Here is a 12,341-nt window from a genome sequence, read left to right on the forward strand (position 1 = left end):
CCCTTCACTTTAGGGCGGGTTGAGGTGCCGCACACGCGTGAGTGTCGTACGGATCACCGGCCAGGAGCGTCGGCGGTGATCCCTGTGGGCCGCTACATGGCCTGCGGCGAAGCCTTGTAGGTCGGCACTACGGCCGCGCTGGACACCTGCGGGGTATCGACGGCGTCGCCGGGCGCCCCGATGCCGAGAACAAGACGAAGCGCACCGAGGTGCTCGGCGTCGACATCTCCGATGAAATGGTCGCCGAACTGCGGCCTCTGGAGCGGTGCTTCGACATCGCCCTGGGAGTGCAGCTGCTCAACTACGCGCCGGACATCGCCGCCATGGAGCGGATGTGCCGCAACGTACACCGGAGCCCGAACCCCGGCGGCGAGTTCTTCGTGCTGGCCCAGACGCCCGCATACCGCTTCGACGGGCCACCCTTGGCCAAGTACGGCTTCCTCTGCGAGGCGACCGGCGAGGAGATCGAGACCGGGCCGCGCGTCCGGATCACCGCGCTGCTCGACCCGCCGATCTCGTTCATCGGCGCCTGCCCGCGCGGCGAGGTCCACGAACAGTCACTGCGGGCGGCCGGGTTCAGCGAGGTGACCTGGGCGCCGCTGGAGATGACGGAGACCGGCATGAGCAAGTTCGGTGCGGACTTCTGGGCGGACGCCCTGGCCGATCCCCCGCTGACGGTGCTGCGTTGCCGCGCCTAACGGCCGTCGGGCGTCGGGCGTCGGGCGTCGGGCGTCAACGAAGGGCGTTTTGCTGATGCGGCAACTTCAATTGCCGCATCAGGTTCGTGGGCTGCAGTCTGGTGATCAGCCAGAGGCCAACGATCCACAGGAGAAGCCACCATGACGACGCATCACGACGCCACGGCCGCCGACGCTCCGCGCTCCGGTGGCGAGGGGCCCCTGAACAACCGCGTGCACCACGTCCGGGCCGGTGAGTTGGACGGATTCGCCGCCATCAGCGGCGGCACGGTCGGCTCGAAGAAGCTCTGGATGGGCATGGTGGAGAACCCGCCGCTGAGCTCGACGGACAATCACCACCACGGCGCGTCGGAGGCCGGGATCTACGTCGTCAGCGGCCACCCCGTGTTCGTCTACCACGACGGCACGCGGGAGGTGCGCGTCGCGGCGGGACCCGGCGACTTCTTCCTCGTCCCTCCGTTCGTCCCCCACCGCGAAGAGAACCCCGACCCCGTCGAGCCCGCGGTCGTCGTCATCGCACGCACCACGCAGGAGCCGATCAAGGTCTCCGTCCCCGAGCTCTACCAGCTCCAAGCGGCGGACGGAACAGAGCGGCAGAGGGAACAGAGCGGCAGAGAGGCCGGGGACGCACGGATCAGCCGAGGAGACGCCGGAGCCAGCGTGTGCGGGCATCGCGGGCGTCCCGCGTGAGGGCCGCCCGCGGCGCCATGCCGTCGAAGCCGTGGTACGCGCCGGGCCACACATGCAGCTCGGCCTGGCCTCCCGCCTGCCAGATCGCGTTCGCGTACGCCACGCCCTCGTCGCGGAACATCTCGGCCGACCCGACGTCGACATAGGTCGACGGGAGCCCGGACAAGTCCGTGGCGCGGGCGGGGGACGCGTAGGGCGGGAGGTCGGCGGCGCCGTGGCGGTCGCCCAACAGCGCTTGCCAGGCCGTCGCGTTGGAGGTGAGGTCCCACACGCCGCGGCCCGTCATCTGATGGCCGGAGAAGGTGTCGTTGCGGTCGTCGAGCATCGGGCTCAGCAGCAACTGCCCCAGCGCCGCCGGCCCGCCGCGGTCACGGGCCAGCAGGCAGAGCGCGGCGGCGAGCCCGCCGCCCGCGCTCTTGCCTGCGATGACGACGCGGTCCGCGTCGACGTCCAGTTCGGCGGCGTGCGCGGTAGCCCAGACGAGCCCGGCGTAGCAGTCCTCCAACGGCTCCGGGTACCGCGCGTGGGGCGCCAGCCGGTACTCGACGGAGATGACGGCCAGTTCGAGCGGGAGGACCCACTCGCTCAGGATCCGCGGCAGCACGGACCACGCGTTGCCCATGATCATGGCGCCGCCGTGCATGTAGTAGAGCAGGGGCAGCGGCCGTCCGGTCAGTCCGGAGGGCCGCGCGCTCACGAGCGTGACGTCCGGTCCGCCCTGCGGTCCCGGCACGTGGAGCTCCGTCACCTCGCACCGGCCGTCGGCGCGGAGCTCGTCGGCGGTCGGCCTGGGCCGGGACGTGGCATCGCGCGCCTGCCGCGCCGCGAGGTTCTCCGGGGTGATCGACTCCCGTGCCCCCTTGCTCACGGCCTCCAGCGCGACGGCCAGTTCGGGGTCGAAGGCGGGCGCCGCCTTCGGACCATGGCCGGACTCCGGCGGCGTACGACGGACCGTCATGCCAATCCTCCCTGTCGGACGGAGAGTTGCCGTGCCGGACGGAGAGCCGCCGTCCGCCCCTCCCGCCGCCTCGGTTCGAGCGGTTGGCCTCGCCCGCCACGCTTCGTCGCCCGCGAGGCCATGATCGTAGCGTCACGCCGCTTGCCACCCGCGGGCGGTCCGAGCATCGTAGTGATCACCGGACGGACGGAACCCCGAGGAGTTTCCCGCATGCGTACGTTGATCAGCACCGCCTTCGTCTCGCTCGACGGTGTCGTGGAGGCCCCCGGCGGCGAGCCCGGTTACCGGAACTCCGGATGGACCGTCAAGCACGTCGACTTCCTCCCGGAGGCGTTCGAGATCAAGGGCCGGGAGCAGCGGGAGGCCACGGCGATGATGATGGGCCGGGTCAGTTACGAGGCGTTCAGTCCTGTCTGGCCGGGCATGGAGGACTTCGCCGAGTACAAGGAGATGCCCAAGTACGTCGTCTCCACCAGCCTCACCGACGGCGATCTCGTCTCGGACTGGGGCAGGACGACGATCCTGCGCTCCCTGGGCGACGTCGCCGCCCTCAAGGAGACCGAGGGAGGGCCGATCATCGTCCACGGCAGCGCCTCGCTCAACCGCGGCCTCTCGGACGCCGGTCTGATCGACCGCTACCACCTGCTCGTGTTCCCGCTGCTGCTCGGCGCGGGCAAGCGACTGTTCAGCGACACGGACAAGGACGCCCAGAAGCTGAGGCTCGTCGAGCACGAGGTGTACGCCAACGGCCTGCAGAAGCAGGTCTTCGACGTCGTCCGCTGACGACCGCCCAGCAGAACCCGGCATCGGCTCAGTCGCCCAGCTCCTTGTTTCTGATCGTGAAGTCGACTTCAGGAGACGGCGCCGACAGCCCTGCGTCGGGGCTCGTGTCCGGCCCATGGCAGGCTCCGCCGAGGCGGTCGATCCGCAATGACGGTCAAGAGTCGATCCGCCAGGACGGTCGAGAAGCGAGTGTGGCCTCGGCCAGCTCGGACCAGGCCGTCCGCGTCCCCTCCCGCTCCGCCTCGGCGAACCTCGCGTCGCCGAGGCGCTTCCGCGCCGCCCGCTCGATCCGTGTCGCGTCCGGGTGGGAGCGGTCCGGCAGCCCGCGCACACCCGTGCTCGCCGCGAGCAGCCGTACCGCCTGCTCGTGCTCTCCTTGGCGCAGTGCCAGGTCCGCGACCCCGACGAGCACCTGCGCGATCGTCTGCATGTGTCCCGAGCCGGCCGCCGCCTCGCAGGCCGCCGCACGGTGTGCCCGGGCCTCGCCCAGGTCCTCGGCGAGGTAGCCGAGCAAGTCGTGCGTCACCACGCGGACCTGGTCCGTGGCGTCGCCCAACAGGTCTCTGGCCACGTCGAGTTGCCCGCGCGCCTCCTCGATGTCGCCGCGCCACCGGGCGAGTCCCGCCTTCGCGAGGGCCAGCTCGGCCAGCGCGTCCGGCCAGGTGACTCGCTCCGCGCACCGCTCGGCCTCGGCGAGGGCGGCCGCTGTGGCGTCCTCGTCGCCCAGGAGCCAGGACAACTGCGCCTGGCGTGCCCGCATCCGGATGACGTCCTCGACGGCGCCGAGCTCGGTGACGACCGCGATCGCCTGCTCGTAGTACGCGCATGCCCCGGCGAACTCACCGCGCACCGCGCCCCGGTCCGCCAGCTCGCTGAGCGCGAAGTAGGTCCCGTACCGCTCGCCGAGCGCCCGGAACTCGGCGAGCGCCGTCTCCAGGTGCGCCTCCGCCGCACGCCCCTCCCGGCCGCCCAGGCCGAGCACGATCCGCATCTTGCCCAGGTGCAGCCGGGCCAACGCGCGTACCCACGGGTCCTCTTCGTCGAGCAGCGGCTCCCAGGCCTGCGGGAGCGCGTCCGGCGCCCGCACCATGCGGTCCAGCGCGCCGACGAGTCCGAGCAGCGGGTGGCGGTGCTCGCCGCGCCGACCGGACGCGTACGCCTCGTGGATCCACTCCGCGGCATCGCGCTCGTCGCCGCGCCCGGAGCTCAGGAACAGCACGACCAGGGCGTACGCACCGGTCCTGACCTCGTCGGTCACCTCGCCCGGCGTCCTGGTGGCCGCGGTGAGCAGCTCGAAACCCTCGCTCCTGTGCCCGCTCAGCCACCAGTACCAGGCCGCGGCCGCCGCGAGGCGCATCGCCCCCTGGGCGTCGCCCGCCGCGAGCGCGCCGCGCATCGCCGCGCCGATGTTGTCGTGCTCGGCCCCGAGCGCGGCCAGCCAGTGCAGTTGGTCGGCGCGGCGCAGGTGCGGCTCCGCGGTCTCGGCAAGCTCGGTGAAGTGGGCGAGGTGCGCACGGCGGGCCAGGTCCGTTTCCCCCGCATCGGCGAGCCGGTGCCCGGCGTACTCCTCGATGGTGCCGGTCATGCGGTAGCGCGGGGCGCCGTCGCCCTCGGCGCGCAGCAGCGACTTCTCGGTGAGGGCGGTGAGCAGGTCGAGCACCTGGTCCCGCTCCACCATCTGCTTCTCGTCGAACACAGCGTCCGCGCAGACCTGTTCGGCCGCTGCCAGGCTCGCGCCTCCGGAGAACACCGAGAGCCTGCGCAGGACCGTCCGCTCGGCGTCGGTGAGCAGCTCCCAGCTCCAGTCGACCGCCGCGCGCAGCGTCCTGTGCCGGGGCAGCGCGGTGCGGCTGCCGCCGGTCAGCAGGCGGAACCGGTCGTCGAGCCGGTGGGCGAGCTGGTCGACGGACATGGTGCGCAGCCGGGCGGCGGCCAGCTCGATCGCCAGCGGACTTCCGTCGAGGGCCCGGCAGACGCGCTCCATCGTCGCCAGGGTGCGGCCGTCGGCCGCGAGGTCCCGGCGCACCGCTCCCGCTCGGTCCCGCAGCAGGCGGACGGCCGGTGCGGACCCGATCCCGTCGGCGCCCGCTCCCTTCTCCGGCAGGGCCAGCGGCTCGACCGGCCACAGTGCTTCGCCGGTGATGCCGAGCGGTTCGCGGCTCGTCGCCAGGATCCGCAGCCTCCCGCACTCCCCGAGCACCCGGTGGGCGAACACCGCCACGGACTCGATCACGTGCTCGCAGTTGTCCAGGACGAGCAGTGCCTCCCGCTCGCGGACCGCGGCGATGAGGCGGTCGGTCGGCTCCGCGTGCGGGGCCCCGCCCAGCAGCAGGGAGTCGCGCAGTCCGATCCCGGCGAGCGTCGCCTGCGCCACGTCGGTCACGTCGCCGCCCGTGCCGATCGTGGCGAGCTCCACCAGCCAGGCCCCGTCCGGCAGGTCGCCGAGCAGCGTGCGCGCGGTCTCCGTGGCCAGCCTGGTCTTCCCGGCGCCGCCCGGGCCGATCACGGTGGTCAGCCGGTGCTCGGCGATGAGGTCGCGGACCGCGGCGACGTCGGCGTCCCTGCCGACGAACGTGGTCAGCTCGGCGCGCAGGTTGGTCCTGCGGCTCTCCGCCCGCCGCCCCGACTCGCCCCGCAGCAGCGCGACGTGCAGCGCGGAAAGCTCCGGCGAGGGGTCGACGCCCAGCGCGTCGGCCAGGGCCTCCCGCGCGCGTTGGTACACCAGCAGCGCCTCGCTGTCGCGGCCGGCCGCGGCGAGGGCGCGCATCAGCGCGGCGACGAGCCGTTCCCGCACCGGGTGCGCGGCCACCAGGTCGGTCAGCTCCGCGACCATCCGCGCACCGTGCCCGAGGGCGACCTCCGCTTCGGCCCGCTCCTCCACGGCGGTCAGGCGCAACGCGTCGAGCCGGACGGCCGCTGCGTCGAACGCGGCGCTGTCCCGCAGCCCGACGTCCTGCAGGGCCGTGCCGCGCCAGAGCTCATGGGCCTCGCGCAGCAGCCGTGCTCGCCGGGAGGCGTCCTCGGTGAGGGCCCGGCCTTCGGTGACGAGGCGTTCGAACCGTACGGCGTCCACGGCATCGGGCTCCAGCGACAACCGGTAGCCGTCCCTCTGCCCCTCGACCACCGCGTCCGGCAGTGCCTTGCGGAGCCGGGACACCAGGCGTTGCAGGGCGTTCGTCGCGTCGGCAGGCGGGTGCTCCCCCCAGATCCAGTCGACGAGCGCCGCCCTCGGGACCACCTGCCCCGGCTTCAGCGCGAGGGCGGTCAGCAGTCCGCGCAGCCGCGCGCCGGGCACGTCGACCGAACCGCCGTCGTCCGTACGCGCTTCGAATGGGCCGAGGATCCCGATCTGCACCCGCTGATTTTGTCATGGCCGTTCGGGCAGGCGTTCGGCTGCGGAGTCGCCCGCGTACAGCGGCATCGCGCGCCTGGTGCGCAGCGGTGACAGGAAGGTCGGGAGGAAGCTGAGCGTCATGCCGGCCGCCCCGGCCCACAGCGTGGCGGTCGGTCCGAGAGCGGCGCCCGACGCTCCGCCCAGGAGCCCGCCCAGAGGAATACCGCCCCAGGACACGAACCGGGCCGTCGCGCTCACCCGGCCCAGGAGCCGATCCGGCGTGAGGGCCTGTTGGAGGCTGGCCTGGGCCACCACGCGCACGACTCCGCCCAGAGAAAGGGCCGCGAGTCCCGTCGCGGCGACGTACACGCTCCACCCCGGTCGCGCCAACGGCATCAGGACGGTGAGCGGACAGGTGACAAGGGGCGCGATCCAGATGACCGGGCCTTGCCCGAACCGTCCCGACACCCTCGTCGCCACCAAGGCGCCCAGCAGCGCACCGCAGCCCATCCCCGACAGGATGAGGCCGATACCGAAGGAATGGAGGCCCAACTCCCTCTCCAGGAAGACCAACAGCATCGTCTGATACATGATCAGGAAGAGGTTGAACACCGCGTCGCCCGTCATGATGGCCCGCAGAGCGGGCTGGCCGAGGACGAACGTCAGCCCCTCCTTGATGTCGCGCCCCAGTCGAGGACGCTCGTGCGGCTCCCGCCCCGGTTCCTGCTCCAGCTCCAGCTCCAGCTCCAGCTCCAGCCCATGCCCCGGTTTCTGCTCCCGCACCGGCTTCGGTTCGCGTGCGCGGATCCCCATCGCGAGCAGGCCCGACATGGCCATCCCGAACGCACTCGCGAGCAGCGTCGCGGGAGCCCCCACCCAGCCGACCATCGGCCCTGCCACCCCCGGTCCACTGATGCTGGTCACCGAGCGGACGGCCGAGAGTTTCGCGTTGCCTTCCATCAGCTTTCCGCGGCCTACCAAGTGCGGCAGAAAACTGACGTACGCGACGTCGAAGAACACGGTCAGCACGCCGTGGACGAGCGCGACCGTGCAGAGCCACCCCATGGTCAGGAGGTCTGCCCACCACGCCACCGGCACCGTCAACAGGACGAGTGCCCTTGCGAGATCGGCGCCGATCATGACGGAGCGCTTGCGCATGCGGTCCACCCAGGCACCGGCCGGCAGCCCCACCAGGAGCGAGCCCGCCGTGGTCATCGAGGTCAGCAGCCCGATCTGGAACTCACCGGCGTCCAAGGCCACCAGGGCGACCAGGGGAAGCGCCAGGAAGATGATGCGGTCACCCAGCTGACCGAGCGCGGTGGCGGCGAACAGGCGCGCGAAGTCCGGGTCGCGCAGGAGGCCGAGGCGGGAGGGGGACGACGGCATGTAGTTCTCCTGCTGTCGGATCGGAAGGGTTGGGTTCGGAAAGGTCGACCCCGAACTCGTACGCCACTTCCCGGCGCACGTCAGGAATGACGATGTCCGCGGTTTCCACCGGGCGCCCTTCGGTGTCATAGATGATCCGCTCGATCTGGAGCACCAGGTCACCGACGGCGATCCCCAGCAGATTCGCCTGCTCCTGGGTGGCACGGGCCGGGCGCGGCAGTTCCAGCACGGTCTCGACGACCACGCCGATGGAGCGCATGCGCTCGACCACTCCCTTGCCCGCGAGGGGGCCCGTCTCGGGCAGGACGACGGGCGTCCCGTCCGTGAGGGCCATCGGCTCCCAGGACCGGGAGAGTTGGACGGGCTGCCCGTCGGCGAGGAACTCGTAGTGCGTGGTGACGCAGAGGTCTCCGGGGCCGATGGCGAGCCGCTCGGCGATCGCGTCGGGCGCGGGGACGCGCACCTGACTGTGCGCGTCCCAGGCACCTGCCCTGCCCCGCTCCTTCAAGCCGTCGCCGGAGCGGAGCCCGCCCCGGCGATCACGGTGGCGGGAGCGAACCATCCGGAGGCGCTCGCGCGGCATGCGTACATAGGTGCCGGAGCCCGCGCGCCCTTCGAGGAGGCCGCTGATGATCAGCCCGTCCACGGCCCTCTGCATGACGTTGCGCCCGACGCCGTACTCCTCGGCGAGCCGCGCCCGGGACGGCAGCCGCTCCCCAACGGCCCACTCCCCCGCGAGAATCCGGGCACGCAGCGCATCGGCCACGGCAAGGTAGGGCGCCTCTCGGGGCATGGCTGACTCTCCCGTCGCTCGCTGTGCGGCGCCCGGTGATCCCGGACGGCATCGGCAAGCTACTTCACCGGCCGGAAGCTACTGGAGTAGCAATACGCTCGGTGCTCGTCCGGGAAGCCTCCGGCGATCGGCCGGTGGCATCGGCGTCTGGGGAACCCGGTGACATCGACACGTGGTGGCCCCCGAGACATCGGCTCGTGGTGGACCCCCGTGACACCAGTACGTGATGCACCTGGAGTCGGCGGTCCGCCATCTGTTTGTATGACCTCCTGGAACGCAGCTCAGGAGGTGCCGGACATGGTGTCCACAGATCGCGTGCTCGCCTTCGCCGCGATGTCGCTGCTGGTGATCGTGATTCCGGGCCCGAGCGTGCTGTTCGTGATCGGCAGGGCCCTCGCGCACGGCCGCCGCACGGCCCTCGCGACGGTCCTCGGGAACCTGGTCGGTTCGTACTTCCTGGTGGTCGCCGTGGCGTGGGGCCTCGGCGCGCTGGTGGAGAGTTCAGCGGCCGTGTTCATGGGCGTGAAGCTGGCCGGAGCGGTGTACCTCGTCTACCTGGGCGTGCAGGCGTTCCGGCACCGCAGGGACATGCGCGCGGCGGACATCGAGGCCCCGGCGGGTGAGCGGCGCGGCGATCTGCGCACGATCCTCGACGGGATCTTCGTGGGTGTCACCAACCCCAAGGGCATCGTCTTCTTCGCGGCGGTCCTGCCGCAGTTCGTGGACCACTCGGCGGGCCATGTCCCCCTGCAGATGATGCTGTTGGGCCTCGTCCCGGTCACCATCGGCATGGTGACGGACACGCTCTGGGGCCTGGGTGCCTCGGCGGCGCGTTCCTGGTTCGCCCGCTCGGACCGCCGTCTGTCGATGGTCGGCGGTGCGGGCGGCTTCGCGATGATCGGCTTGGGCGTGACGGTGGCGGCGACGGGCCGCGCCGACTAGGGCGCGTTACGGACGCACAACTGCTGTTGCCAATGGGCAAGAAGCCAGGTCGGCCGCCGACCTGGGCCAGACGGCAGCTGATCGACGGCATACGGTTCCGGGTCCGCACAGGTATCCCGTGGCGAGATGTGCCCGCCGGGTACGGGTCGTGGGCCCGGGTGTACGACCTTCTCCGCCGCTGACAGCGGGACGGAACCTGGCAGCAGATCTTCACCGAGCTCCAGGCCCGGGCGGATGCGAAGGACCTGATCACCTGGGACATCAACGTCGACTCCACGGTGGTGCGCGCCCACCAGCATGCCGCAGGGGCGCGGAAAAGGGGGAGCTTCAAACGGAGCCGCCCGGCGGCCACGTCGCCGAGCCGGACGATCACGGGCTCGGACGCTCGCGAGGTGGCCTGACCACCAAGCTGCACCTGGCCGTTGAGCAGCGTCAGAAGCCCATGCCGCTGGTGATCACGGCTGGGCAGCGGGGCGACAGTCCGCAGTTCGACTCGTGCCGGGGCGCATCCGGGTGCCTCGGCTGGGGCCGGGCAGACCGCGTGTCCGGCCCGACCGGGTGCGGGCCGACAAGGCGTGCGCCTCCCGCAAGAATCGGGCCTACCTGCGGCGCCGTGGCATCCGTTGCATCATCCCGGACAAGGCTGATCAGGTGCGCAACCGCAGGAAACTCGGCGCGCGCGGTGGTCGGCCGCCGAAGTTCGACCGGGAGGACGACAAGACGCGGCGCGCGGTCGAGTGCGGCATTGATCGCCTCAAAAGGCACCGTGCCGTGGCCACGAGGTACGACAAGCTCGCGGTCCGCTACGAGGCGACCGTCCTCGTCGCCGCCGTCAGCGAGTGGCTGTGAACATCGCATTCGATACATGCCTCAGCCACAAGTTCTTTCCCCACCAAGGGCTGTGGGGAGGTCATTCGGCAGACACAACGGTGACGTCGCCGCCGTCGGTGTGTGCCTTGATCTTGTGCGGGGAGCCCGTGCTGGTCTTCACGGAGACCTTGCGATCTCCCCCATCGGTTGTTGCGTCCACGTCGTACGCGCCCTTGGGCAGGCGGGCGGTGGCATCGCCGCCGCCTGAGGCCACCTCCACCTGGTCGGGCACCGCGGAGAAGGATGCGCTGGCATCGCCGCCGTCCACGAGAGCGGTCACGGTCTTCGCAGTGGAGTCCTCGACCTGCACGGTGCCGCCGTCGGACTTGGCGTAGGTGGTGCCCGACAGGCCGCGGACGGTGATCTCGCCGCCGCCGACCGTCAGGTGCGTGGCGGTCGCCGCGGGCACCTCCACCCGGTACCGCACGATGCACTTGTCGGCGCCGGCGCCGCAGCCGGGGCTCTTCAGGAGCAGCTCGCCGTCGTTGACGGAGTGCGCGATGCGCGGTTTGCCATCGCTGTACTCGTACTCCTCGGTGACCTTGGCGGCGTTGCCGGTCCCCGCGACAACCTCGATGACTCCGGCGTAGTCGTCGACACGCAGCGACGTGACCTTCTCCTTGATGTCGTACGACTCCTCGCCGGTCTTGGTCGGCGTGACGGAGCACGCGGTCAGCAACAACGCGGCGGCCACACAGAGCGCGGCCGTCTTCGCACCTCTCGGGGTGCCAGCGGAAGGCGGCTCGGGAATCATGATCAGGGTGTTCCTTTGTTGTGCTGGAAGCTGTGACGAGACGGAGCGTTCGGGGCGTCCGGTCGAGGGGTACCTGCAGGCATCAAGGCAAGCCGCCGACGAAGGGCCGCGGCGTACCGGAACCGGCCCATGGCCTCGACGCCCCGGAAGCGATTGGCAATGATGACTGGCGGCAGCGGGCAGCAATCACTCCAGCCCGGCCCGCTGCATGTTCGTCAAGCCTCCCCGCTCCATGCGCTGATCATTACAGAGCTTGATCCACTTTTGAAACGCGCCCTAGGGGCCGTACGCATGACCACGGTCTACTGGAGGGTGCCTGGTCCCGCCCCATGGCAGAGCCCAGGCCGCCCGTGGGGGCCTGGGCTCTGCGGTGTCCGTCAGCCCTCGGTCCAGCCGTGGCGCTTGGCGCTCTGGGCGAGGCTCGCACGCACGCTCAGGATCTGTTCGCCGGTGAGCGAGGGCACGGACTGCAGCAGCACCTCGGTCACCTCCCTGAGGTACTCGTCGGCACTGAGCACGTCGCACATCGCGTCGCTGTCGACGACCGGCCTCGGCGAGGCGGACGCCACCGGCGCCGCGAGGCCCTTCCCGCCGCTCTCCAGGGCCAGTTGGACGGACGACGCCTTGGGACCGCGGTCACCCTCCTCGATCTCGAACTCCACGGCCAGGCCCTGACGCACCTGCTCCTCGGGGAACAGCAGGTCGTTCACGTGCAGGAACACGTCATCGCCGCCGATCTCCGGAGCGATGAACCCGTAACCCCGCGCGCTGTCGAACCGCACCACTCGACCGGCAACCATCACAACAACCCCCAACCCAGCTCGGGCCCCTTGCCCGAAGACCTCCGGAGGATCCTAGCCTCCGCACAGCCGACGCCGCAGGGAGCGAAGTCGCACCGCCCCCGGGCTCAGCGCACGCGGTCGTACACGAGCGACAACGTGCCGTGCTCACCCGCGGATTGGTGAACGAGCGCCCACCGACCCGCGAGCAGTCCGTCGCCGAAGAGGCGCGGACCGCCGCCGAGGAAGACCGGGAGAACGGTGAGCGCGAGCCGGTCGGCCTCGTCCGCCGCCAGCAGCGCCTTGATGACGCCCGAGCAGGGCCGTCGTCGCCGGCTCCCACAGGCGCGTCAG

At 71.3% G+C, this 12,341-nt stretch carries 9 protein-coding genes and 2 pseudogenes; 5 read left to right on the top strand and 6 right to left on the bottom strand.

The window, feature by feature from the left end:
- Window positions 1-209: 209 nt before the first annotated feature.
- Both ACZ4D5_RS22055 and ACZ4D5_RS22060 read left to right on the top strand, forming a co-directional pair.
- Window positions 210-698 (top strand): class I SAM-dependent methyltransferase, encoded by a 489-nt coding sequence (locus tag ACZ4D5_RS22055; protein ID WP_467774076.1) that lies wholly within the window; start codon window positions 210-212, stop codon window positions 696-698.
- Between the two features lie 141 nt (window positions 699-839).
- Window positions 840-1,277, top strand: a pseudogene (locus ACZ4D5_RS22060) (cupin domain-containing protein); the annotation flags it as partial.
- 55 nt (window positions 1,278-1,332) lie between these two features.
- On the opposite strand, the gene ACZ4D5_RS22065 reads toward ACZ4D5_RS22060, so the two are convergent.
- Window positions 1,333-2,346 carry an alpha/beta hydrolase gene (locus ACZ4D5_RS22065; RefSeq protein ID WP_467774077.1) on the bottom strand — a complete coding sequence of 338 codons (1,014 nt, stop codon included), beginning with the start codon at window positions 2,344-2,346 and terminating at the stop codon, window positions 1,333-1,335.
- Window positions 2,347-2,556: 210 nt separating this feature from the next.
- Between ACZ4D5_RS22065 and ACZ4D5_RS22070 the strand changes: the two genes are divergently transcribed.
- Window positions 2,557-3,129 carry a dihydrofolate reductase family protein gene (locus tag ACZ4D5_RS22070; protein WP_467774078.1) on the top strand — a complete coding sequence of 191 codons (573 nt, stop codon included), beginning with the start codon at window positions 2,557-2,559 and terminating at the stop codon, window positions 3,127-3,129.
- A 154-nt stretch (window positions 3,130-3,283) separates the two neighbouring features.
- Here ACZ4D5_RS22070 and ACZ4D5_RS22075 read toward each other — a convergent pair whose 3' ends face one another.
- The 3 genes from ACZ4D5_RS22075 to ACZ4D5_RS22085 are packed head-to-tail and all read right to left on the bottom strand — an operon-like array spanning window position 3,284 to window position 8,642.
- Entirely contained in the window at window positions 3,284-6,484 is a 3,201-nt protein-coding gene (locus ACZ4D5_RS22075) for an AfsR/SARP family transcriptional regulator (RefSeq protein ID WP_467774079.1), read from the bottom strand.
- A gap of 12 nt (window positions 6,485-6,496) precedes the next feature.
- A complete protein-coding gene (locus ACZ4D5_RS22080) occupies window positions 6,497-7,849 on the bottom strand; it encodes an MFS transporter (protein ID WP_467774080.1) in 1,353 nt (450 codons plus the stop codon).
- Window positions 7,761-8,642: a GntR family transcriptional regulator gene (locus tag ACZ4D5_RS22085; protein WP_467774081.1), complete on the bottom strand. Its 882-nt coding sequence runs from the start codon at window positions 8,640-8,642 to the stop codon at window positions 7,761-7,763. Before ACZ4D5_RS22085 ends, ACZ4D5_RS22080 begins: the two co-directional genes overlap by 89 nt.
- A 297-nt stretch (window positions 8,643-8,939) precedes the next feature.
- On the opposite strand from ACZ4D5_RS22085, the gene ACZ4D5_RS22090 reads away from it, so the two are divergent.
- Window positions 8,940-9,584, top strand: a complete 645-nt coding sequence (locus ACZ4D5_RS22090; RefSeq protein WP_467774082.1) for a LysE family translocator — start codon at window positions 8,940-8,942, stop codon at window positions 9,582-9,584.
- Between the two features lie 32 nt (window positions 9,585-9,616).
- Window positions 9,617-10,433 (top strand): annotated as a pseudogene (locus tag ACZ4D5_RS22095) (IS5 family transposase).
- Window positions 10,434-10,494: 61 nt separating this feature from the next.
- On the opposite strand, the gene ACZ4D5_RS22100 reads toward ACZ4D5_RS22095, so the two are convergent.
- Complete coding sequence (locus ACZ4D5_RS22100; protein WP_467774083.1) at window positions 10,495-11,208, bottom strand: DUF4097 family beta strand repeat-containing protein; 714 nt, start codon at window positions 11,206-11,208, stop codon at window positions 10,495-10,497.
- Window positions 11,209-11,585: 377 nt separating this feature from the next.
- Entirely contained in the window at window positions 11,586-12,008 is a 423-nt protein-coding gene (locus ACZ4D5_RS22105; RefSeq protein WP_467774084.1) for a cold-shock protein, read from the bottom strand.
- Window positions 12,009-12,341: the final 333 nt, after the last annotated feature.

The organism is Streptomyces sp. NPDC025651 (genome assembly GCF_055558735.1).